Source organism: Leptolyngbya sp. 7M, assembly GCF_018128485.1.
The window spans coordinates 2342535-2364554 of sequence record NZ_CP070897.1 but is presented as its reverse complement, the minus strand read 5'-3'; the positions used below and the strand labels follow the sequence as shown (position 1 = coordinate 2364554).

Annotated in this window: 24 protein-coding genes, 2 tRNA genes and 1 pseudogene; 21 read left to right on the top strand and 6 right to left on the bottom strand. The window is 48.9% G+C overall.

The window, feature by feature from the left end; genetic code table 11:
* Positions 1–77 precede the first annotated feature (77 nt).
* Both JVX88_RS11295 and deoC read left to right on the top strand, forming a co-directional pair.
* A complete protein-coding gene (locus JVX88_RS11295) occupies positions 78–845 on the top strand; it encodes an RpiB/LacA/LacB family sugar-phosphate isomerase (protein ID WP_211627400.1) in 768 nt (255 codons plus the stop codon).
* 18 nt (positions 846–863) lie between these two features.
* Positions 864–1694, top strand: a complete 831-nt coding sequence (deoC, locus tag JVX88_RS11290; RefSeq protein ID WP_211627399.1) for a deoxyribose-phosphate aldolase — start codon at positions 864–866, stop codon at positions 1692–1694.
* A gap of 42 nt (positions 1695–1736) precedes the next feature.
* On the opposite strand, the pseudogene JVX88_RS11285 reads toward deoC, so the two are convergent.
* A pseudogene (locus JVX88_RS11285) lies at positions 1737–1904 on the bottom strand (DNA polymerase III subunit beta); the annotation flags it as partial.
* Between the two features lie 709 nt (positions 1905–2613).
* Here JVX88_RS11285 and era point away from each other — a divergent pair.
* From era to JVX88_RS11200, 17 genes are all read left to right on the top strand, one after another.
* Complete coding sequence (gene era, locus JVX88_RS11280) at positions 2614–3600, top strand: GTPase Era (RefSeq protein WP_211627398.1); 987 nt, start codon at positions 2614–2616, stop codon at positions 3598–3600.
* Between the two features lie 1020 nt (positions 3601–4620).
* Positions 4621–5559: a glycosyltransferase gene (locus JVX88_RS11275; protein ID WP_211627397.1), complete on the top strand. Its 939-nt coding sequence runs from the start codon at positions 4621–4623 to the stop codon at positions 5557–5559.
* Between the two features lie 298 nt (positions 5560–5857).
* Positions 5858–6223, top strand: coding sequence for an ATP-binding cassette domain-containing protein (locus JVX88_RS11270; protein ID WP_263975493.1), 366 nt, complete (start codon positions 5858–5860; stop codon positions 6221–6223).
* 11 nt (positions 6224–6234) lie between these two features.
* Positions 6235–6426 (top strand): hypothetical protein, encoded by a 192-nt coding sequence (locus JVX88_RS11265; protein ID WP_211627396.1) that lies wholly within the window; start codon positions 6235–6237, stop codon positions 6424–6426.
* Between the two features lie 2 nt (positions 6427–6428).
* A complete protein-coding gene (locus JVX88_RS11260; protein WP_211627395.1) occupies positions 6429–6569 on the top strand; it encodes a hypothetical protein in 141 nt (46 codons plus the stop codon).
* A 168-nt stretch (positions 6570–6737) separates the two neighbouring features.
* Positions 6738–7232, top strand: a complete 495-nt coding sequence (locus JVX88_RS11255) for a hypothetical protein (RefSeq protein WP_211627394.1) — start codon at positions 6738–6740, stop codon at positions 7230–7232.
* Positions 7233–7259: 27 nt separating this feature from the next.
* Positions 7260–8012, top strand: a complete 753-nt coding sequence (locus JVX88_RS11250; protein ID WP_211627393.1) for a hypothetical protein — start codon at positions 7260–7262, stop codon at positions 8010–8012.
* Between the two features lie 80 nt (positions 8013–8092).
* Positions 8093–8371 carry a hypothetical protein gene (locus JVX88_RS11245; RefSeq protein ID WP_211627392.1) on the top strand — a complete coding sequence of 93 codons (279 nt, stop codon included), beginning with the start codon at positions 8093–8095 and terminating at the stop codon, positions 8369–8371.
* Positions 8372–8381: 10 nt separating this feature from the next.
* Entirely contained in the window at positions 8382–9083 is a 702-nt protein-coding gene (locus tag JVX88_RS11240) for a hypothetical protein (protein ID WP_211627391.1), read from the top strand.
* On the top strand, positions 9073–9558 hold the full coding sequence (locus JVX88_RS11235; RefSeq protein ID WP_211627390.1) for a hypothetical protein: 486 nt from the start codon (positions 9073–9075) through the stop codon (positions 9556–9558). Before JVX88_RS11240 ends, JVX88_RS11235 begins: the two co-directional genes overlap by 11 nt.
* A 248-nt stretch (positions 9559–9806) precedes the next feature.
* Complete coding sequence (locus tag JVX88_RS11230; RefSeq protein ID WP_211627389.1) at positions 9807–10430, top strand: hypothetical protein; 624 nt, start codon at positions 9807–9809, stop codon at positions 10428–10430.
* A 12-nt stretch (positions 10431–10442) separates the two neighbouring features.
* A complete protein-coding gene (locus JVX88_RS11225) occupies positions 10443–10781 on the top strand; it encodes a hypothetical protein (protein WP_211627388.1) in 339 nt (112 codons plus the stop codon).
* Positions 10778–11854: an ABC transporter substrate-binding protein gene (locus tag JVX88_RS11220; protein WP_263975492.1), complete on the top strand. Its 1077-nt coding sequence runs from the start codon at positions 10778–10780 to the stop codon at positions 11852–11854. Before JVX88_RS11225 ends, JVX88_RS11220 begins: the two co-directional genes overlap by 4 nt.
* A gap of 80 nt (positions 11855–11934) precedes the next feature.
* Positions 11935–12010, top strand: a tRNA-Gly gene (locus JVX88_RS11215).
* Positions 12011–12107: 97 nt separating this feature from the next.
* Positions 12108–12182, top strand: a tRNA-Cys gene (locus JVX88_RS11210).
* Positions 12183–12472: 290 nt separating this feature from the next.
* Complete coding sequence (locus JVX88_RS11205; RefSeq protein WP_211627387.1) at positions 12473–13108, top strand: DUF305 domain-containing protein; 636 nt, start codon at positions 12473–12475, stop codon at positions 13106–13108.
* A gap of 5 nt (positions 13109–13113) precedes the next feature.
* Positions 13114–15048: an LVIVD repeat-containing protein gene (locus JVX88_RS11200; RefSeq protein WP_211627386.1), complete on the top strand. Its 1935-nt coding sequence runs from the start codon at positions 13114–13116 to the stop codon at positions 15046–15048.
* Between the two features lie 183 nt (positions 15049–15231).
* On the opposite strand, the gene JVX88_RS11195 is transcribed toward JVX88_RS11200, so the two are convergent.
* The 3 genes from JVX88_RS11195 to JVX88_RS11185 are packed head-to-tail and all read right to left on the bottom strand — an operon-like array spanning position 15232 to position 17221.
* Complete coding sequence (locus JVX88_RS11195) at positions 15232–15405, bottom strand: hypothetical protein (RefSeq protein ID WP_211627385.1); 174 nt, start codon at positions 15403–15405, stop codon at positions 15232–15234.
* Positions 15406–15407: 2 nt separating this feature from the next.
* The gene (locus JVX88_RS11190; RefSeq protein WP_211627384.1) at positions 15408–16232 is read right to left on the bottom strand and encodes an ABC transporter permease; all 825 of its coding nucleotides are present in this window, start codon (positions 16230–16232) and stop codon (positions 15408–15410) included.
* A 23-nt stretch (positions 16233–16255) separates the two neighbouring features.
* Entirely contained in the window at positions 16256–17221 is a 966-nt protein-coding gene (locus JVX88_RS11185) for a glycosyltransferase family A protein (protein WP_211627383.1), read from the bottom strand.
* Between the two features lie 47 nt (positions 17222–17268).
* Here JVX88_RS11185 and JVX88_RS11180 point away from each other — a divergent pair, with 47 nt between their 5' ends.
* Both JVX88_RS11180 and JVX88_RS11175 read left to right on the top strand, forming a co-directional pair.
* A complete protein-coding gene (locus tag JVX88_RS11180) occupies positions 17269–18399 on the top strand; it encodes a glycosyltransferase (RefSeq protein ID WP_211627382.1) in 1131 nt (376 codons plus the stop codon).
* Between the two features lie 174 nt (positions 18400–18573).
* Positions 18574–19086, top strand: coding sequence for a hypothetical protein (locus JVX88_RS11175; protein ID WP_211627381.1), 513 nt, complete (start codon positions 18574–18576; stop codon positions 19084–19086).
* Here JVX88_RS11175 and JVX88_RS11170 read toward each other — a convergent pair.
* Complete coding sequence (locus JVX88_RS11170) at positions 19083–19775, bottom strand: hypothetical protein (RefSeq protein WP_211627380.1); 693 nt, start codon at positions 19773–19775, stop codon at positions 19083–19085. The genes JVX88_RS11175 and JVX88_RS11170 overlap by 4 nt on opposite strands.
* A complete protein-coding gene (locus JVX88_RS11165) occupies positions 19756–21999 on the bottom strand; it encodes a hypothetical protein (RefSeq protein ID WP_211627379.1) in 2244 nt (747 codons plus the stop codon). The genes JVX88_RS11170 and JVX88_RS11165 overlap by 20 nt, the downstream gene beginning before the upstream one ends.
* Positions 22000–22020 lie beyond the last annotated feature (21 nt).

Below are 22020 nucleotides of genomic sequence, written 5' to 3'. Positions count from 1 at the left end.
CTGGTCGGCGATTTTTAGAAATACTAGTCAATGGGTCTATAATTTACAAGCGGGTTCGTACATGTCTATACGATCTAATGAGTTCAACCATCCAAAGAGATAAGATAAAAGCGCTCGTGCAGGAGGTTCTGTCGCGATTTCCTGAAAGCTCGTCCGAGAAGCGGGATGCCGACCCCGAACATATAATCGTAAACTCCCTTAAGGAGAGACACGAACGGGAATTTGACCGCGACGAATCGGCAAAGTCGCTTATTACGGAAGACGATCTTCGAGGACTCGATCATGGTTCCCGGCTTCGAATAAAACGAGATTCTAAATTTACACCGCTTGCTCGTGATATTGTTTTAGAACGCGGTATTGAACTGATAATTAAAGAGGAACGGATAGTCGGCACGAAGGTAAAGACGATCGCTATCGGAGCGGATCACGGAGGATTCGAGCTCAAGGAAAAGCTGAAGCCCTTTATCGAAAACCTTGGGATAAGCATTCGAGATTTTGGGACACACTCAACAGATCCGGTGGATTATCCTGATATTGCCCTCGCTGTTGGCAGGGCTATTGCCGGCAGTTCCGCTGACGCGGGAATATTGATAGACGGTGCGGGCATCGGAAGCGCGATGGCCGCGAACAAGGTCAACGGTGTTAGGGCGGCGGCCTGTTACTCGGTAAAACTGGCCATAAATGCGAGGGAACACAACGGGGCAAATGTTTTGACACTTGGTAGTTCGATAACATCCTTTGATGAAGCTGCTTCGATCGTGGAAGCCTTTATTGCTCACGATATAAGCGAGGAACGACATCTTCGCCGAGTTGGCAAGATCGTTTCGATAGAACGCGAGTTCTGAGAGAGGTATTCAAGTCAAATGGAGTTCAACGGGAATTACGACCAGATAGTTGAACGGATCACCGATCTTATTGTAGCCAGACTTGGCGGCGAGGTGGAGTGTCCGTCGTTTTGTGACACAGACGTCAGGAGAATTGTAGATGCCGGGGCGTCTCGCATCGGCACGGTACTCGGTGAAACAGCTACCGCGCGCGACTGGGCCAGCCTTATTGATCACACCCTTCTTCGTCCGGATGCCTCTATCGAGGATATCCGTCAACTTTGCAATGAGGCTAGGGAATTTGGTTTCGCATCTGTATGTGTAAACCCAGCCTGGGTCAGAGAGGCAACTCTACAATTGAAGGGAAGTGGTGTGCCGGTCTGTACCGTCATCGGTTTCCCGCTAGGGGCGACGCTTCCGGATGTAAAAGCATTCGAGGCCCGGCGCTCCATCTTTAATGGCGCTCGAGAGGTTGATATGGTTATCAATCTTGGTGCCCTTAAATCAGGTGATGATTGCGCCGTTGAAGACGATATTCGTGCTGTTGTAGAAGCGGCGCACGAGAATGACGTTCTTTGCAAGGTAATTATAGAAACCGCTTTATTGACCGATGAAGAAAAGGTTAGAGCCTGTATTGCCGCAAAAAATGCCGGAGCAGATTTCGTAAAGACCTCAACCGGTTTTGCCAAAGGCGGAGCAACAGTTCACGATGTTGCCCTGATGCGGCATACGGTCGGCAATGCACTCGGAGTAAAGGCTTCTGGTGGCGTCAAAGGTATAGAAGATGCCCGGGCGATGTTTGAAGCCGGTGCTACCAGGATAGGGGCAAGCGTCGGGGTGAAGATCGCGGCCCAGCAGCTTTGCAGGTAGGGTCAGGGTGCCCTCTTGCTGAACCTGAGCCGGAAAGCTGGTTTGCACACCCAAACTGAGGTCAAATCCGGTCAGGCTAATCTGCTGTGTTGCAGCATCAGCACTCAACAGCACATTGGCTAAAACTGGGTGACTAGGACGAGACGGCACAACTCGACTTACAAGGGAGAGGTGGGTGTTCAGTTCGCTTTGGTTGCAGATGAGTTTCATGGATCTGGGTCGTTTCTGGTGCAGCTTCCGACTGCGTGGTTACTGGCCCACAGCGGAAATTTTGTGAATTTGGACGTTAATCGTAACCGATTTTTTTAACCATGGGTTAGCTCGAAGCGTAATCGTAGCACCCCTGGTTTCAAAAGATGCAATTTTTTGGGCTAATTTCTTTGACAGCAACGGGGGGTTTGCCACTTTATGCCTCACTTTATGCCTACAGAATAGGAATCACCGAACCGAACAACATAACTCGATTCTCGATCACCAAATTCTTATATCCTGAAATAGCTTTAAAGAGATCTAGCAGTAGTAGAGGCTGTGGAAACTGTGGAAAACATCCTGTGATGATTGATATCCCTGGATTCTGGCGCTTGCGGGGCTGTGAAAAAGCTGTGGAAAGAGAATTTAGTTTTGCACAAGTGTGGAGACAGAGTGAATCTTTTCTCCCAAAACCGGTCGTTTTCCCCAGTCTTTCCCCAGGGTTTTCCACAGAAATTTAAGAGTTTTCCACAAAGCAAATTAGCTTAAAGAAACTTTGTAATGTTCTGTTATGTCGTAGAATGCAGTTTTTCGACCGACCGATTCATTTCAATCTATGATTTGGCTTGATTGATTGGGGCTGTCGATCTAAGCGGGGCTGGGCTAGCCTGAGAAGGCAGGACCAGTTCAACCTATCCCCATTGAGTGCAACCTACCGAGGCCGCATGATATGAGCACATTTGATGCTAATGATTCCAATGATCCCAGTTCCGGTTCTTCTATTCCGTTCGTCACGCTAGGTTCCTTAATTCCTGCTGCACCAGCGGGGTTTAAGTCAGGCTTCATTGCCATTATTGGACGCCCCAATGTTGGTAAATCAACTTTGATGAATCGATTAGTAGGGCAGAAGATTGCGATCACCTCTCCAGTGGCCCAAACGACGCGCAATCGTCTACAGGGCATCCTCACCCTGCCTACAGCCCAAATTATTTTTGTGGATACACCCGGTATTCATAAACCTCAGCACGAGTTGGGGGTGGTGCTGGTGCGTAATGCGCAAAACGCAATTGGGTCAGTGGATTTGGTGCTGTTTGTGGTTGATGGTAGCGTGCCTGCGGGCGGAGGCGATCGCTATATTGCAAATTTGCTCAACCAAGCTTCGGTGCCCGTTGTCCTCGGCATCAATAAAATTGACCAGCAGCCGACAGAAACGTCCGAACTCGATCAATCCTATCAGCAGCTCGCAGCAGTCCATGGCTGGACCGTTGCTAAATTTTCTGCCCTGACGGGGGATGGTCTCGAAGAGCTACAGACTTGTCTGATCGACCGACTCGAAGCTGGTCCCTACTACTATCCGCCTGACCTGATTACCGATCAGCCAGAGCGGTTCATCATAGGTGAGTTAATTCGAGAGCAGATCTTGGCGCTGACTCGTGAAGAAGTGCCCCATTCAGTTGCGGTGATTATCGACCGGGTTGAAGAAGATCCGGAGATTACCCGAATTCTAGCCACCATCTATGTCGAGCGCGATTCGCAAAAGGGTATTTTAATTGGCAAACAGGGCAGCATGATGCGAACTATTGGCACAAATGCCCGTCAGCAAATTCAGAAGCTGCTGATGGGAAAGGTCTATCTAGAACTGTTTGTCAAAGTGCAACCCAAGTGGCGGCAGTCTCGACTGCAATTGTCTGAACTCGGCTATCGGGTCGAAGAATAGAATTAGAATCAGTACGCCTCAATAAAACTCTATGATTTGGTAAGAAAAACAACAAAATATAGTAAAAAATTCTTGTTTTTCTCGGCATAGCTTAAGAACTTATTAAAACGAACGGCATTTTTGCTTTCTGCAGTTAATGTGGAATTCAAGATACCTCCTAACTGCGTCTCCAGCCTCATCGATATTGGTGCTTGCATCCAGTAGATGGGGCTGCTCTTTTTGATTTGCTCATTTGAATCAGATTTTGTAATCTGTCGGTTGGTGTGCCGATTAGTCTGCTAGTTAATCTGCCAATTAGTGTGCCAATTATTCTGCTAATGGCTCGGATGGTTACCGCCTAGGTAACGCTCACCCTAGGTCTAGACCCGTGCAACGCACTCGGTGCTGCTAGCGGTGATTACGGCAGTACTTATGCGGTAATTATAAAGTTTTTGCCAATTCTGCTGCGGTTCTGGATTGGTACTCAGCGTAGTTGTAGAGAGTTACAGGGACCAATTGCAACCGCTTTAGACGGTAGGCTGATCGAATTGAGTAGTACTGCCATGCCTTTCCTCCGTAGATCTATTGGTAAAGTAGTGATGAAATTGAGTCAAAACCTCAGTAGAAATGCTAACACCAAGATAAACTGGAAGCATACCTGCAAGCCTTGTACGGTCTTGTGAGTGCGATACTGGTTAGGCTCTAGATCATTAGGTTCTAGATCATTAGGCTCTAGATCAAGTAAATGCAGTCAAATTGAACTAGCTCCACTAGTTGTAACGCTGGGTGCGTCTGAATCAATTACGTTAGTAAATTAGCTGAATCCTAGCTCTGAATGAGTTTGTCGTTAGATCTGTAATTAGCTGAATTCGCAATAAGGTGTGTTCCAAAGGGTTCCAGAAAACTAAATTGTGAATGCATAGTTTTTTATGATCAGAGTAAATGTTTGTTCTAGATAAAGAATGTTCTGGTTTAAGTAACTTGATCTTAGAGCTTGTATCTAAATGTTTAGATTGATGATACTTTTCGGGGTACATTAACGTGAATTTGCAAACTGTATCGGTAATCATTCCTTGTTATAACGCAGAACGATTTTTAGCTGAAGCAATTGAAAGCGGACTAGGCCAATCGATTGCGGCAACAGAAATCATTGTAGTTGATGATGGTTCAACTGATCAAACCAGAGCGATTGTAGCTCGCTATCCGCAAGTTAAATATATTTATCAATCTCGACAAGGTGTATCTGCTGCTCGAAACTATGGTTTACAGGTCAGTTGTGGAGAATATATTGTTTTTTTAGACCACGATGATTACCTGCTGCCTAACGCGCTAGAGGCTGGACTCGCAGCATTTCGCCAGCACCCTGACTGTGGTTTTGTGTTTGGCGTCTGTAGAAACATCGATATCAATGGAATGCGCCTTCAAGGTTCCAATCGTGCCGTCCTAGAGCACCCTTACCCTCAGCCTATCTATCCCAACATTCTCAAAGGCAATTCGGTCCATCCACCAGCTCGTCATTTGTTTCATCGCTCGGTGTTTGAAACAGTAGGAAAATTTGATACGACGCTGACGGTGGCAGAAGATTATGATATGTACCTGCGGGTTGCAGCCGCGTTTCCAGGTCATTGTCACAATCAGGAGGTTGTAGCCTACCGGACCCATGATGTCAGTGCTTCGACAACGGCCCGTCCTTCGCATCATTTGGCCTCTACTCTGAAAGTTTTGAAAAAACAACAGCCCCACCTCCGTCAGAATCCGCAGTATCAGACTGCCTATCGTCAAGGCAAGCAGCACTGGATCAAGATATATGGCCGTCATATGGTCTATGACATCAAATTCTATTTGCTCACAAAGCAGCCTCAATTAGCGGCCCAATCCTTCTATCTATTGCTACGTTATTACCCACAGGGATTGCTTCGGTATGCTAGAGAGTTGTTGGCTAACTTGTCTCGACGATGGACTACCTCAACGACCTGTTAGAGTATTACCAATCGCATATGTCGGATATAAAGTATAAGCTAAATTGAGTTTATATCCACGGAAACGTAAAAGGGATTGGTTGCTTCAACTTTGGGAAGAGAGGCAAAATCATCCCTAAATTCAGCAATGCCTAAAACTACAAGGCAGACTTCCGCGCCAATGAGGTGCTAAATAGCGCTAAATAGCATAGATTAATGATCACCCTTTCGTCCGATCGACGCTGGCGATAGTTGCCCGCTACACTAGAGGTTCTTATTACACTTTCGTTACACTGTAGAGACAAGTGTTTTGTGTCTCTATGCAGGTTTTGCAAGCGGTTCACCTCCAAAAATTTTATCGTGCCCAGAGCAAAAACGTTGCAGCGGTACAGAATGTTTCGTTGCAGATTTCAGCAGGCGAAGTGCTGGCGTTTCTGGGGCCAAATGGTGCTGGTAAAACGACAACCATTAAAATTATCGCCGGGTTAATTGTGCCAGATGCAGGTCAGGTAAAAATTAGCGGGCGTGACCCTCACCGAGATCCTAAAGCCCTCCGGTCAATTGGGGCTGTTTTAGAAGGAAATCGCAATGTCTACTGGCGGCTGACCCCTGAAGAGAATCTGGAGTATTTCGGCGTTTTGCGGGGCCTTAGTGGGTCACAATTAACGGCAAGAGCCAAAGCGTAGGAGCCTTGATCGTGCGTTTCAATGCTTATGAGGACCCGACTCGCTTTGATAAAGCGGAATCGTTTCTGGTCGTTATTAAGGTCGCGGGCCCGACCGCCTGTATTACCGATATCGTCAAACCCGGAAAAGATCAGAATCTGAAAGCAAGGGAATTTGCCGATGTTTCGGCGGACAAGCCGTGCCGCGGCGAGGGGGGATTATAACTATGCGGAGCAGGAATAAGATTCCATATTTTCGGAAAGCTGTTCTTACGGCATTTATCTTTCTTTATTTCTGCTGGCCGGGCGATGTTTTCGGTCAAGCGAAGATCGTGGGCGGCATAGAGGTAATTCTTACAGAGATCTAATGGCCCCTTAACAAAGATGAAACGGAAACAAAAGGACGTTTCAGGTAGATCTTGGCAACAAGAAAGTAATGAAAGACACGAATATGCGATCGGAATTGGAGCTCTTCGACCAGGTCTCTCTAGATCGAGACGACCAAAGGATCGGAATGAGTATAACGGAGGATCGAAATGAGTTCTAAGAGACCGTTCGAAATGTTGGGGAAGATCTGTTTTATCTTCGTATGGATCTTTTTTGCGATGGTCATGATCCGAGGGCCGCTCGCAGAAACGCTCTTTGGGTCAGCCCAGGCAGATAGCGACGATTTCTTCGCCGGAACCGGTATTTGGATCGTCTTGGCGGTGGCTTCGGGCATAGGTTCGGCATTCTTTTTCGTTACTTCTTACGTGGTCGGCGGCATCAAGACCAGGCGCATAATTGCTAACGGCTTAGACGCCGAGGCCGAGGTCCTTCGCTTAAGCGAGACCGGGGTCAGGATCAATCACAGTCCGGTCATTGATGTCACGTTGGAGGTCAGGCCGACGAATATGCCGAGCTTTGTGACCAACCAAAGGATGAATATACCACTGACACATCTGCCCAACATTCAACCCGGACGGATACTCAACGTCAAATATATGCCCGGCAGTGAACAGATCGCCATAGTCGGAGCGAAGTTAGACTGAATGCTAACAGACTACAAGGAAACAAAGATGAGAACAACTTATGAATTCGGCGAAGGCTGTTCAATGGCAATGCCAAATGGTGCCGTTCTGTGTCTGATAGTAGTGATGTTTGCAGGGCATTTGGTCGCCTCTCCTTTGATCGATGCAAATTACGATCTTTTCCATGGGATCGCCGTTGAAAACAATGTTTGTCGCGGCGAGCAATTTACATCTATAGATGACTTTATCGGTTCGCCGATAGCAGATGGCGGTAAATTAGTCGACGAGGCGCGCGGCGATCTTGATCGCGACAGGATTCCCGACTGGGTGGGGCTGCTTCAACGCGAAAGGAAAGAGGAACTGGAAACTGGCATTACCTTAAACATAGAGACCCTACAACTATTTGTTCTTATTGGCGAAAGCCCTGCCGGTTTTCGATGTGTAGAAAAGTCAAAAGAGGCCCCTTTTAGGGAAGGCTTAGTTTTGTATGAAGGCATGGAGATCAAAAACTCACGCCTCATCGTTCAGATCAACACTAAGACACTGGCAACAGCAAAGGCGGTTCACTACACGTTCGGGCTCAACGAGGGGTCGTGGGAGCTGGTCGGTCTGCGGAAGTTCGAGCTCGATACAGGATCAGATACATCAATTGAGACCGTAACGAATTTGGTCACCGGACAGGTGACGGTAAAGCGTCAGAGAGGCAAAGAGAGGCCATTGGTTCAACGCTATAGAAGTCGGGTCTCGCGTAGCCATTCTCTTGAAGATTTCGATTTTTCAGATGACTATGGGAGCCTGTGATCGGAATCTATGCGGCTTACGTGTGCAGCAAAAATGACGATCCGTCACATCCTTATTTCACATAGCTAGACGAGGGACGAATGATCCTTGGAATAATTCTACTGGCCGCTTTCGTAAAGCTGAGTGTCCACTACCACAAGCCGATCGTTCTTGCGGGGGCATATACCGCAGTGGCATTTTTACTCAATCTGGCGATAAGTGAGGACTTCCTTGCTGAGGTGTTGGCCGCTCCGGTCACGATGGCATTGATGTGGCTCTACTTTTGGCTTCTGGACCGCTATTTCGAATCGGGCCTTTGGTGGCTGATCATGATCATATTCCCTGTTGGAATGTTTATTCTTACAGGCCTGATGAAGTGAAGACTGAGTTATGAAAAGACTTTCGATCTTCCTGCTTTTGTTGATGTTCTGTTCAATGGCCGGTCTGTCGCAGGAACCCGTCGTGACACCGGCGATAGAGTTTCGCATTGAATCTGCGGGATTCAGCGGAACACTCTATCTCCGCATTGTAGGCGAGGAACGAAAGGTCGCAGACGGTGTTGTTAACGTCTGGATTATCAATGAAGGGAAAGAAGTTGTTTATTCGACCAGGGGGTCTGCCTTTGGAGGTGCCGGCGGCTTTGAGGACGAAGGCCATGCCCTGTGGATCTACGAGACAAGGGCCGAAAAGAAGCGCAAGATCATGTCGCAATACTATATTGTTGACGCTCTGATGCCCGTGACACTTAGCAGCGGTGAAACACCGTTACTGGTCAGAATGAGCGATGGCGGCCTGGGGGCATCTTACTTCTCTGTGGTCGATCCGAAACGCGGCGAGGTCTTCTTCCGAAAATGGGCCGAGTTGCTCACGCTTGAAGGGGACAACATTACTCTTGGTGTCTATAGCGACTATCTATGGGGAGACAGCGGCGACCCGAGGGATATGCCCGGCCTTGACAAACACACCGTAATACCGCCCCGGCCTGGCGTAATGCCCAACAAGACCGAGACCCACGACCTGAAAAAGATATTTAGAAACAGGGTGATCAAAAATAGACCGACATTCAAACTTGAGGTAAGCGATGGTAACTAGAGATAAAACATTCCTAAAACACTTGGGCCTTTCAACCGCGCTGATACTGCTTCTCTGTGTCGGCGCATCAGTTCACGGACAGGTAAAGATCGCCGAGTTAAAGAACTCTGATCGAGCCGAAGGTTGCTCCTGCTCATTTCAGGTGCCAGCCGAAGCGAGTAAGCGAAACTCTACAAAATTTATCTTCGTCTCAGAGCTTGGTTCGAACGTCGGCTGGATGAACATAAACGGCAGAGACACCCGCCTGAAATTGATCAAGTCAACCGAGAAGACAAGCGGTAGGGTTAGGGTCGGGGACCGATATTTTGAGGAGTACAGCGGACCGGGCTTCTCAGTTCGCATAGATTACACGGTGACGCGGGTTTGCCCGCCGCGCGACGAAGGCTGCGAGTGGACGAAATACAACGTAACGATCACCGTGAGGAAAGGAGCAGCTTCTCAATCAATAAAGGCAGCCGGCGAATGCGGTTGCTGAGCGGCATAGATGAAAAAAAGGGAAAAATGAAAATACTGATCTTAACAATAGCTTTGTCCAGAGTCCGTAGTTTTACAGGCTGTATCAACTCGCAGTACAAGGTCGGTGTTAAGGATGAATTTGAATCACCTCTTGATGCAATAAGGTCAACACTCGAGCGATGGAAGTAAATCGTAAAAATTTATCTGGATATTGAGAAAACCAAACGAAAGGAGTCATTGACAACTGCAATCAATGAACACAAAACCATGTCACTAAGAGACGAAGTTTTAGAGATATTACGGAGCGCGGAGGCAATGGGGTTCGGTTTCACTTTTCTATCGATCTACCAAACTCCAATATCAGTCAACAGCACAACTTTCAGCAGAGTGATCACTGCGATCGAGGCAAACAGAATACAGGTAGCCTCCGAACCGCTTGCTCGAGGAAGGGGCGGCGAATATGACCCTGATCCGGAAAATGGCGGAGCCTTGAACCTCCGGCCGATCCGAAATCGAAGATACAACAAGTCCGCGGTCGTACACGAGGCGGTTCACGCATCATTCGATCTTACCTTGGGCCCGACGAGAACCGCCATCGCATGCGTGGACGATGAGGTTGCAGCCTACCTCGCCAACACACTTTATCTCAGGGGGACACACTATCCGCTTGATCGCCTGGGAACGCGAACAGTGGGCACTCGGCTTCTGTATGAAAGCCTATGGGCCGCTGCTGCTTCGATAGAGAGAAACGGCTCTGCCACAGAGACTCAGATCGCGCGGATCCGGAGGAGGCTTACCGAACATCCGCTCTATCGAAATTTACTTCTGTCAGAAGGATGCAGCGAAGAAGGCGAACCCTGTTTTTACGAGGTGCGGGTTTACAACGGCTAATAAGGAGACACTATGCAGCGAAATAAAATAAGCAAGATCATTATAATTCCTATTTTTATAGCGTCATTCGCGATCTTCAGTTTGGGTCAGACAACGGAGTTTACTTATCAGGGACGCCTAATGGAGGGCTCCGTTGTGGCAAATGCGGTTTATGATTTTGACTTCTCGCTATTTGATGCACAGAGCGGTGGTATGCTTCTCGGTACGCAGCAACAGAATGGTGTTAGCGTTGTCAACGGCATCTTTACCGTCAGGCTTGATTTCGGCGGGGCTTTTGACGGCGCCCCGCTACGGCCATTGAAACGCCCGATTCCAAGACAGTTGTTTTCACGGTCGCTCGGCCATCCTTGAAGAACCAGCTTCTTTCGAATTTGGTTGCGATCCCAGTAATTGCCGAAGGCACTGCTGAAACTCAGAAAGATACTCCGATTGGCTCCGGACCGTTCAAGTTTGTTAGGTTCGACGCCTCACAGAACACAGTAGAAATGGAAGCTTTTGCTGACTATTTCGAAGGTTCGCCGAAAGTCCCCAAGATCCTGGTTAAGACAGTTACAGATGCGAGTTCCTTACAGGCTGAACTCCAAACAGGTGGTGTTGATATTGCGCCAATGCCAACAAACCTCCCGCCGGACACATTGAACATCCTTGGTCAAGACGCGAACCTCAAGATCGAGCAGTTCGATGGATCGAACATTCAATACATCGGCCTTAACACACGCTCTGCCCCGCTTGATAAGGTTAAGGTCCGGCAGGCTATCGGCTATGCGGTCGACCGCGATAAATTGATCCGGGAATTGCTCTCCGGACAAGCCAAGAAGGCTAATTCGATCTTGCCTGAAAGCTCCTGGGCATACACTCCTGGGGTTGAATACAATTACGACCCCGCAAAGGCGAAGCAATTGCTGGCAGAAGCTGGATACAAGAATGAGCCAATAAAATTCAAATTCTCTTCCGGAAATGCGGCATTCAACAGTTATGTTCAAGCCATACAGAATAACCTTAAGGAAGTCGGCTTAAATGTTGAAATAGAACCGCTTGACCCTGGCACATTAAGAGATCAATTGCGGAATGGGCAGTTTCAGCTAAACACTGGCGTTTGGATAGGCGGCAATCAAGACCCGATTTTTTTGAAAGATCTGTTTACTACTGGTCGAATCCCAGGTCCGGGCGTTGCTTGCTGTAACAGGAGCAGATATTCAAACCCAGAGGTAGATACGCTTATCCAAGAAGCGATCGATGCCATAGATCGTGAAGTTGCCAAAGTAAAATACCAAGCTGCCTGGGCTAAGATCTCGGAAGAGCTTCCGCTAATGCCTTTATGGTATCCGGCCAATATGGTCGTTGCGAACAAACGGATAAGTGGCATTAGGGTAAGCCCCAGCGGCGATTGGGGCTTTATCAGAAATATAGAGCTAAGCAAGTGATGGTTATACGCAGAGAACCCCCATCGTGCCCACATTTGCTTGACAACTGATTTTTGAACGCTAAAATCAAAGTTTGCCACGCGGGAATAGCTCAGTTGGTAGAGCGCAACCTTGCCAAGGTTGAAGTCGCGAGTTCGAGTCTCGTTTCCCGCTCCAGTTTTTGTTACCTAAGTAGGCAGTTCGCGGTTGGCAGTAGGCAGAACTTTTCCAGACTGCCGCTTTCGCCCGGCAAACTGCCTACTTCTCATTTCAAGGCGGCGTAGCCAAGTGGTAAGGCAGAGGTCTGCAAAACCTTTATTCATCGGTTCGATTCCGATCGCCGCCTCCAAAAATATCCCTATATTTCCCTACCTCCCATGACATACGATCCATCACTTAACTCAATTTAGGGGCATTTCATTTTTTGGAAACATCACTCCCGTATTTCCGTATTAACTTCTGAAAGTTTGTCAATTGTTATGGGCCAATACTAGATCGACCTTGAATATAAATTACGCAAACCAAAACATCTTAAACCAGAATCTGTCATACCCCCAGCCCGACAGTCGTCCAGGGTTGTTAAAACATTCTTTGCGCTTTTATATACTGCTTCTACTGTTGACAGTTGGCTATATTGCAATGCCAACAGAAACATCTGCTCAGAATTCTGGTAAGGACTCAAGGCCAAATATCGTTCGTCCAGGTGCTCCGGGCGAACCAACAACGATCCTTCCATCAGGGACACGTGCGTCTTTGCCTGCGGTTTCGCCTAAAGACATCGAATTCATGCAGGGTATGATAATGCACCACGCTCAGGCCGTGGAGATAACCGACATGATCGCTGAAAGGACTAGCGACAGGGACATCATTATGTTAGGTGAACGCATAAGCAGGTCTCAGGCGGATGAGATCGCATTCATGAAGCGCTGGCTCACCTTCCGGGGGGAAAAGCCTTTGCCCACTTCTGGTGGACACGCTGGACATGATCATGGCGGCCATTCTGCTTCATCTAGTAAGCCACTAATGCCGGGGATGCTCAGTCCTGAACAAATGCGTGAACTGCGCAACACCAAAGGTCCCGAATTCGACCGACTCTTTCTAGAAGGAATGATCCAACATCACGAAGGTGCATTGATGATGGTAAAAGATCTTTTTGACACCTCAGGTGCGGGCCAGGACGCTGAACTTTTTAACTTTGCAACGGATGTAGATAGCGGCCAACGAGCAGAAATAACAACGATGCAAAACCTTCTCAAAAAACGGAGAACAAACTAATAGCCATGAATCTTTCTAATAAATGTACATTTATAGCCCTTGCAGCTATCCTACTCTTGAACATTGCGGCATCCCAGCTTAATGCTCAAAATGCAGGTTCTCAGTCGAATACCGGATCCAAATTCCCGGCCGGCTCTAAAGGTTCGGATCCGAACGACCCTCGTGCAAAACTAAAAGCCGGATTATTCGATGCCGGAGAGATAGCTCTCGGCATGCGGCACGTAAAGCTCTTAAAGAAGCCTGAAGTATTCGATATGGGCGTAGATCCCAATTCGCCGAAAGTTGCGGCCGCTCTGAAGGCTCTTGGGGTACCGGATGCATCGATGGTTCCCCCTGAGATGCGTATGGGCTTTGCCGGGCTGGCGTTCTCTAATTCTGACATCGCTTTTCAGGGCAACCGCTTATTCCTTGGCAATTTTTATGGAATTAACATTTATGACATCGCCGATCCATCAAATACGAGCCTGATCACCTCGCTGATTTGTCCCGGTGGCCAAGGAGACGTTTCTGTTCATAAGAATTTACTCTTTATGTCCGTTGAAATGCCAAATGGTCGGCTTGATTGCGGAGAACAAGGGTTCCCTCCGACTGTTGGCCCACAGGGTCAACCAGCACCTCCGGCAGCTAATAAGGATCGTTTTCGCGGTGTTCGTATCTTTGACATCAGCGACATCAGCAAGCCGAAACAGGTCGCAGCGGTGCAAACCTGCCGAGGTTCTCACACTCACACCTTGGTAAAAGATCCCAAAGACAGCAAGAATGTGTATATTTACGTCTCAGGCACGTCATTCGTGCGTCCCAGTGAGGAGCTTGCCGGCTGTTCGGGCGGTCCACCGGACAAAGACCCAAATACCGCATTGTTTCGGATCGAAGTTATCAAGGTTCCGCTCGACACCCCCGAGAAAGCTGCGGTTGTCGCTGAACCACGAATCTTCGGTGACAGTGAAACAGGTAAGATCAATGTCCTGACAGATGGCGGTTCACATGAAAATATGGGGCGTCCGGTTGAAACGAATCAGTGCCACGACATCACGGTCTATTCTGAGATCGGTCTGGCGGCAGGAGCCTGCGCCGGCAATGGTATTCTGCTCGATATACGTGAGCCGGCGAATCCTAAGCGCGTCGATGCGGTGAACGATCCTAATTACGCTTACTGGCATTCTGCCTCTTTCTCAAATGACGGAAAAACGGTCGTTTTCACAGATGAGTGGGGCGGCGGGATGGGGCCGCGTTGTCGTGAGAATGACCCGAATGTTTGGGGTGCTAATGCACTTTTCCGTTTGAACGGACAAAAGCTTGAATTCGCCGCATACTACAAGATGCCGGCGGCCCAGACCGAAGCTGAGAATTGCGTGGCCCATAACGGTTCGCTCATCCCGGTACCGGGACGCGATATAAAGGTGCAGGCTTGGTATCAGGGTGGCATCTCGATAATGGACTTCACTGATCCAGCAAAGCCAATTGAGATCGGTTATTTCGACCGCGGCCCGATCGACGCGAATGTGCTAGTTATGGGAGGTTCATGGTCGGCATATTGGTACAATGGTTTTATCTATTCATCCGAGATCGCCCGCGGGCTGGATATTTTTGAACTGACGCCATCAAAATTCCTGACGCAGAATGAGATCGATGCAGCTAAATCAGTCCGATTCGCGGAGTTCAATGTCCAGAGCCAAGAAAGGATAGAATGGCCTCGAACTCTAACGATCGCAAAGGCTTATGTTGATCAGCTCGAGCGTTCGGGGGCTTTGACCTCCGGACGGATCGTCGAGATCCGAACTGCGATCCAAAATGCCGTTAGTTCAAATCTTGATGACAGATCGGCCAAAAAACTTAAAAGTCTTGGATCCTCATTACAGAAAGCAAAACCGGCAAAGAATACGGCCGATACGCAACGGGTAAGGGCTCTGGCGGACATATTGAGGGATCCGATTCTTTGATGAACAACGATAGCTCCATGTACTCAAATACAAGAACCACCTGAGATCAAGGGTGGTTCTTGTATTTTGTGGATTTTCATCCCCGAAACCTTTTTGCGGTTCTTCCCGTATAAAAGTTAAAGTTTCTCATTCATTGGTCCGGGGCCTTATCGTTCCGGAAAGACAACAGACAATCAACACAGGTCAAATTCGGGAGGACAATTCAAGCTGAAACGATACGTCTTTGAGCACCCAATGCTCGCGTGTTGCTGCAGCACGCTGGCGCACGATCCCGATGATCGAATCGCGCAGCGAATTTGACCGGTTCTGCCCGATCAGATAGAGCTTTGAAATGCCGTTTACCTCTATCGCCGTCATAATCAAAGAATGTCTGCGAAATCGTCCTCCATCAAACGAAAAACAAAGACCGCTGCGAATAGAAGCAAAACCGTCGAGAGCAAAGAAGTACCGACCACGATCCAATTGAGATCGCTTCCGAAAAGCAGCGAACGCCAAAGTTCCAGTATCCCGACCAGTGGATTTATTGCCCAAACGGCCTGCCATCTTTCCGGGACGAAATTCACCGGATAAAAGATAGGAGAAGCCAGCATCCATATTTGCAGAAAGAACGGAAGCGCGAATTTGACGTCGCGGAAACGAACGTTCAACGCGGAAAACAAGATGCCGAGAGCCGCAGCCACAACGAAAAGAAGAAAAATTGCCGCCGGGGCCAACAGCAGCGAATATGAGAACGAAACACCATACCAAGCCGCAACACCTATCAAGATCGGGACACCGATCAAAAGATCGGGAAGTCCGGCAAGCGTTGATGCGATGGGAAAAAGCATCCGGGGAAAATAGACCTTTGTGACCAAGTTCACGTTTCCGACAAATACATTCCCCGACATTGAGACCGAATTGAATACGAAAAGCCAAAAAAGCATTCCGCTGAGGACATAGACCGGATAAGAGATAGTTCCTGTATCGAAACGAACAAATGTGCCGAAGATAACGACGACGATAACGGATGCGACGATCGGTTGAAGCAAAGCCCATGCAATTCCGATCGCGGTTTGTTTATATCGGACTTTGATGTCACGCAGTGCCAGAAAAAAGAGTAGTTCGCGATAGCGGAACATCTCGCCGAGCCCAAGCTTTCCCAACCGCGGCCGTGGTTTTATGAATATTGTCTCCTGATCGCTCATTCTCAGTGCAGAACCGGCAGATGTTAAAAGGATACTTTGCCGTATTTTCGCTTTCTAAGCGAATCGCGAAGATAGCGCCAAGCGGAATATCCGGCTGCGGGCAACAATACCACCGCAAGATCTCTCAGGATCGATCTAAACCTTCTGCCGCCAGCGGTTTCGATAAGCTCGGTCACTGCTTTTCGGCGTGCGCCCGCGCGTGCGAGCATCGGGACAGCATTAGAGCGCATCCTTGAGCGTATCTTTTGCAGCTGCTCATCTGCGATTCCAAGCCTTTCCGCATTGCGGTCAGCCGCCGCGAGCCATTCATCCAGCATTCGCTTTGCATCGCGGCTTGTATTCTTTCCGTGGACGCGCCAGGCAGAAAGCGGCTCAGCATCATAAGCAAAATCGCCTCGCACGCTAAGGCGAAGATAAAGATCGTGATCTTCAAGTGCGGCCGCCTCATTCCATTTTTCATCTAAAAGCATGGAACGTCGATAAACGACGCCGGCGCTCGGCGGGAATACAGGCTCAAGCAGCATTTCGGTCGCATTGCCGTCAATATATCGTCCCCAGTTTGAGGTTATATCAAATATCCGATCATCGCGGTCGATAACGTAGGCCGGGCCGTAGGCAAGCACCGCATTTTCACGCCCATCAAGAGCTTTGGTGCGACGGTTTAAAAATTCCGGCAGCCAAAGATCGTCCGATGAGATATAGGCAAAATATTCACCGAAACTATTGGCCAGAGCTTCGTTCAAGGTTCTGGCAAGACCACGATTCTCTCTTACGATCAGCTCAGAATCGAACGGACACTCCTTAAGCACACGCTCGATGATCGCGGGCGAATCATCGCTCGACCCATCATCTATAACGAGCAACTTTGCAGGGCTAACAGTTTGAGCAAAGATCGAACGGAGACAGCGTTCCACGTATCCCGCGTGATGGTAAGACGGAACAAGAACGAACACTTTCCGTTCATTTTTCTTTGGCTCGGATTCCGGCATTTTCATCCAAATGAAATAGAATCATATTTTGCTAAAGGAAGCATAACGTGCCGGAGAAAGACATCAAGGTACTTTATTACATCGATTCGCTCGGCCGCGGCGGTGCGGAAACGCAGGCGCTCGACGTTTGCCGCAATGCGAAACGGTTCGGCATTGATGTAACCCTGGCAACCGCTCGCGGAGGACCGCTTGAATCGGACATTATTGCATCAGGTGCGGAATTCATAAAACTGGACAGGCGGCTTCCCGTTGATATCTATCTTGCATCTCAGCTAAGGCGGCTTATAAGGGAGAAAGAGATCCGCATTGTTCATGGATATCAGGCGGTTGATGGGATACATCTTTATCTGGCGACGCGCGGATTGAAATACGTAAAACGTGTGCTCAGTTTTCAGGGTTTCGTTCCGGATCGAAAGAATCGCATATCACTCCGCTACCTTATTCCGAGAATGGACGCGAACCTTTCGGTAAGCGAAGGACTTCGCTCATGGCTTTCCGAAACGGATGGGTTGGACACAAAAACAAACTTTTCTGTTCTTTACAACGGAGCCGACCCGGAACGGCTTCGCCCGACGGGAAGATCGATCCGTGAAGAACTCGGTATAAGCCGTTCAGCACTGGTTTTTGGCATGACCGCCAATTTTTATCGCGATCCGCGGAAAGATCAGTTGACCATCTGCCGAGCTCTTCCGAAAGTCTTTCGCGAACTTCCGGGAGCCCATTTCATTTTCGCCGGCGGGGTCGAACCCGGTGCGGAAGACAAAATGGCCGATTGCCTTGATCACTGCCTACGGATGGGGATCGCAGATCGTGTTCATTTCATCGGTTCGCGGTCGGATGTTCCGGATATCCTTTCGGAACTGGACGTGTTCGTTTTTTCGTCGCTTCAGGAAGGTTTGCCGGTAGCGGTTACGGAGGCTATGCTCGCCGGGCTGCCGATGATAGTTTCAGATATACCTCCGCTTTTAGAGGCCACCGGTGGCGGTAAATTTGCTGAGATATTCCCCGTTGGCGATAAGGAACGGCTTGCAGATCAGATGATCGCGCTTGGGACCGACAGCAAACGGCGACAAACCGCTGCGTCGAAGGCGAAGGAATACGCCATGGCGAACTTCAGCATAGATGCACATTTGGGCAATTTAAAGCAGATCTACGGATCCTTGCTTGAACGTAGATAGCCACGACAGGGAAATCGCGGTGCAATACCGTTGACATCGTTGGATCTGATGATTCGATCGGAGCTCTGTTTCAGAGATCGGCATACAACATTAGGCCAGCATAAGGCATCAGAGAGTTTGTTTCCAAAACAGACCAAATATTATAAAATAAGCTTTTATCGGAGGCCGGAAATTATGAAGAATGCAGGCAAATTTATAGCAATTCTTGCGGCTTTTCTCTCCGCGATTTCAGTTTTTGCACAAACCGAGCGCTTTAGTGATCCGAACGTTGAATATTCTTTCGACATACCGGATGAGCGCTGGAAGATGACCGTTAAACCTTCGGCCACCAACAAAAGTGTTGAGTTGGTATTTGTTGACCGCAACGACGGGCATCTTGAGGTGCGGAGGATAGCTTCACCAAGAACTACAAAGATCTCCGATGTTATCCGTGAAGAAGAAGCTAAACTGCAGTTCATGACCGGCTACGTACCCGGCAAAGAGGAACCCTTTGGCGGAAAGCTGACCGGAGCAGTGTTCAATTTCGAGTTCGTTCGGGCCGGCAGGCCGATGGCCGGAAGGTATTACTTTTTGCGGTCGGACGACAGCGTTTATATACTCCGCTTTACCGGGTTTCGCGACAAGCTACGCTCTATCCGACATCATACGGACATAATTGGAAGAACATTTGAAGCGGCTAAAAGCTAGTGATACTGAATATCTAGACCGCTTCCAAATGGAATGATATAGCCGGGCCCGTTAGCGAGCGCGGCTTTTTCTATCTCATCAAGATCGGTTCGTTTGAACCTGAGCTTTTCGAGTACTTCATCACTAAGTTCGGTTAAGATCCTGATATCGAATTCTTCTGATTTTTTCAAAATGCTCCAGGCGGTCTGTCCGTTCACTTTATAATTGTTGCAGAGCCGCTCGGCGAGGTTTCGGCTTGATCCGGCTTCGAACCATTCGAGCATATCGCCCCGGCCGATGCCTTCTCTGCATTCCGCAACGAAATAGATCGTACCACCCGGAGAGCATGCTTTTGAGGCCGTTTCAAGAGATTTGTGGGCCTGTATCAAATTCACGTCCAGGGGTGACCCGCCGCTGCCAGCGATCACCAAAGGCCTCCGTTCCGATATTTGGATCGAATGTGCCGCCCTATATGCTTCACATGCAGCGCGATGCGAAGCAGTCGGGTCACCACAATAAACTTCTGTTATGTCGCCTCCGGCATCGACAATTGAATTCACACCCCAGCGAATATTTGTCATTGCCATCACTTCTTCAAATGCTTCATTGACCGCGTTGCCATCAAGCAGTCCGGGGCCGACGCCTTCGCGTCGGGAAAGCGTTTCGCAGTCAAAAGCAAGGCGGTGTGTTTCAGCGATTGTCGTGCTCATCGCCAGGCCTGGGCAGATCAATTTCCGGCCCGGCAATCGGCATTACTCGGCCTGATCTAACGGCGATGAGCTTTGAAAGATCCAGTCCGCGAAAATCTCCACGCACGATAGTTTCGCCTCTTCGGTTCAAAGCGATCGCAGCGTTCCCTTCCAGCTTTCCATTCATCACCTCTGCGACGAGGTCATCAAAAGCTGCTCGATCGTTATTTATATCAACGCGTGCTGTTGCCGAACCAAGAGAAATGCTCCCGATGATCCCGCCGCCGATGCTCATGTCTGCGGTTGCGCGATATCGACCCGACGGCTCAAGAACGAATATTGGTTTGGCTATACCTACATTTTCCAACGTCCCGCCCTCAGGAAAAGTTTCTGTACCCGCAAGCTGAATGTTTCCCGCATCGATATCGTTCGATGTTGCCTGAAGCCGTCCTTGTCGAATAGTCAATCTTACGCCTGCTATGTTGAGACTTCCGAGAACCGCGCTCCCTGTATCGATCTTGGCAACTCGAAGCTTGTCTGAATAAACGATGGTCTCGCGTTCATTATCTCGTAGCGTGATGAAAGGTGAATTCAACCCGTCAATCCTCGCGCCTTCAATAATTGTTCGATCGACGCGAAGATCTTTGGCGGTAAGCTCGGTCGAACCGGGAAGATCGACCAACTGAAATTCCTCTGCTGAGATCTTTTGTCCTCGTGTATCCTTTATCCTTCCGCTTTCGGCGACCAAGCGGTTAACCCTGACCTGGGTACGCTCGCCTTTATCCGAGACGCTCACGCCCTCACCACGCATACCGGTCAACTCTATATCTTTGCTTTTAAGGCTTGCTGCACGAGCGGTCGGGGCTGAGAGCTGCAACTCCCCATTGCGTCTTCTTAAGTTCAGGTCGCGGACAACCATTTCGCTAAACTCAAAATCCGCTACCGAAAATCGCTGTGCTCGCCCATTCCCAACCGTCGCGGTCAATTGCTCCTCCTTATATTCGGCGACCGCGTCAGACAGGAAAAGACGGCCCAAAGTCAGCGATCGAGACTTTGCAGCTATAGCCTGAAGCTCGCCGACCCAGCGAAAATCTGTACCGGTTCCGCGTACATTACCGAAGATCTGCGGAAACTCGATCCGAAAGTCCTCAAAGGTAAGCAGTTCAGCGATCGCCTTTCCGTTCGCTTCATAATTCCGGTTCGTGCCTTCAACGGTGGCATCCACGTTCAGACCGCGAAGATAAACACTCTCTGCTGAGATCGCCTGCGAATCCACCACTCCCGCAATTTTGTACCTTTCACCACGTCCGCTTACCCTTCCTTTGAAATTCCCAACGCCGCCCAGCGATGCACCTAAAGGAAAAATACTTGATGCCCGCGTCAGATCCACGCTTGATTCGATCGAGAGGTCATAGGCAAATTCTGCCCAATTGGATATGACACCTTTTAGGTAAGAAGTGCCGAGCGGAGTATCGATGCGTAATTCCTTGACCTCCCCGCTCTCGGAATTAGCTAGCAGTTTTGCCCGAATAGAGATGTCTTCAACGGTCCGGTCGTCGTAGCGGAAGTTGGAATCTGAAGAAGTTATGTCGATAGCGTATCTTGCCGGTCCGCCATTCTCACCAGCTTCCGGCGCAAGCGTCAGCCGGAAGTTGCGAGCTTCCGCGCCTATCGACCGCGAAAGATCATTGAAGTGGATCACACTGTCTGAAATATTCAGCTTTACAGTGTCATATTTGAAATTCAGCCGCGATTCGCGTGTATCTTCAACAATATTCGCAAAATTTGAGCGTCCATTCTCGTCGAACTTGATCCAAACCTGAGCACCTGAGATATCAGTTGACGTGACCGAGATGTCCCGCGAGAGCTGCCAGGCGAACAGATTTTCTACTGATAGTCCGATCCTTGCATTTTCAACAAAGAATAATTTTTCGCCGGATACGCGGTCATTGAATTGTGCATTTTTCAAGACCAGTTCAAGCGGCGAGGCCCCAACACGGAACTCGTCCGCAGTAAATTCGATGCCAATATAGTTCATCTTGTCGATGAACTGTGACTTTATGTAGGAATCAATGAGACCGGTTCGATAGGACACTATGCCGAGCAATCCGAACAATAAAAGCAGAGCACCGGTGGAGAAGAGGGCAAGTAATACGTTCCGGCGACTGAACAAACGTCTAAAGCGGCCGGAAGTGGACCTTGGAGTGGCATTATTGGCTTGTTCTCCCTTTGACTCTTTAGGCATTTCGAATCCAGACGGCGACCG

Coding starts and splice junctions, on each gene's coding strand:
- JVX88_RS11295 (WP_211627400.1), top strand. CDS start 78: ATGAGTTCAACCATCCAAAGAGATAAGATAAAAGCGCTCGTGCAGGAG.
- era (WP_211627398.1), top strand. CDS start 2,614: ATGAGCACATTTGATGCTAATGATTCCAATGATCCCAGTTCCGGTTCT.
- JVX88_RS11230 (WP_211627389.1), top strand. CDS start 9,807: ATGTCACTAAGAGACGAAGTTTTAGAGATATTACGGAGCGCGGAGGCA.
- JVX88_RS11185 (WP_211627383.1), bottom strand. CDS start 17,221: ATGCCGGAATCCGAGCCAAAGAAAAATGAACGGAAAGTGTTCGTTCTT.
- JVX88_RS11240 (WP_211627391.1), top strand. CDS start 8,382: ATGAAAAGACTTTCGATCTTCCTGCTTTTGTTGATGTTCTGTTCAATG.
- JVX88_RS11245 (WP_211627392.1), top strand. CDS start 8,093: ATGATCCTTGGAATAATTCTACTGGCCGCTTTCGTAAAGCTGAGTGTC.
- JVX88_RS11195 (WP_211627385.1), bottom strand. CDS start 15,405: ATGACGGCGATAGAGGTAAACGGCATTTCAAAGCTCTATCTGATCGGG.
- deoC (WP_211627399.1), top strand. CDS start 864: ATGGAGTTCAACGGGAATTACGACCAGATAGTTGAACGGATCACCGAT.
- JVX88_RS11165 (WP_211627379.1), bottom strand. CDS start 21,999: ATGCCTAAAGAGTCAAAGGGAGAACAAGCCAATAATGCCACTCCAAGG.
- JVX88_RS11190 (WP_211627384.1), bottom strand. CDS start 16,232: ATGAGCGATCAGGAGACAATATTCATAAAACCACGGCCGCGGTTGGGA.
- JVX88_RS11250 (WP_211627393.1), top strand. CDS start 7,260: ATGAGAACAACTTATGAATTCGGCGAAGGCTGTTCAATGGCAATGCCA.
- JVX88_RS11260 (WP_211627395.1), top strand. CDS start 6,429: ATGCGGAGCAGGAATAAGATTCCATATTTTCGGAAAGCTGTTCTTACG.
- JVX88_RS11170 (WP_211627380.1), bottom strand. CDS start 19,775: ATGAGCACGACAATCGCTGAAACACACCGCCTTGCTTTTGACTGCGAA.
- JVX88_RS11270 (WP_263975493.1), top strand. CDS start 5,858: ATGCAGGTTTTGCAAGCGGTTCACCTCCAAAAATTTTATCGTGCCCAG.
- JVX88_RS11235 (WP_211627390.1), top strand. CDS start 9,073: ATGGTAACTAGAGATAAAACATTCCTAAAACACTTGGGCCTTTCAACC.
- JVX88_RS11175 (WP_211627381.1), top strand. CDS start 18,574: ATGAAGAATGCAGGCAAATTTATAGCAATTCTTGCGGCTTTTCTCTCC.
- JVX88_RS11225 (WP_211627388.1), top strand. CDS start 10,443: ATGCAGCGAAATAAAATAAGCAAGATCATTATAATTCCTATTTTTATA.
- JVX88_RS11205 (WP_211627387.1), top strand. CDS start 12,473: ATGCCAACAGAAACATCTGCTCAGAATTCTGGTAAGGACTCAAGGCCA.
- JVX88_RS11200 (WP_211627386.1), top strand. CDS start 13,114: ATGAATCTTTCTAATAAATGTACATTTATAGCCCTTGCAGCTATCCTA.
- JVX88_RS11255 (WP_211627394.1), top strand. CDS start 6,738: ATGAGTTCTAAGAGACCGTTCGAAATGTTGGGGAAGATCTGTTTTATC.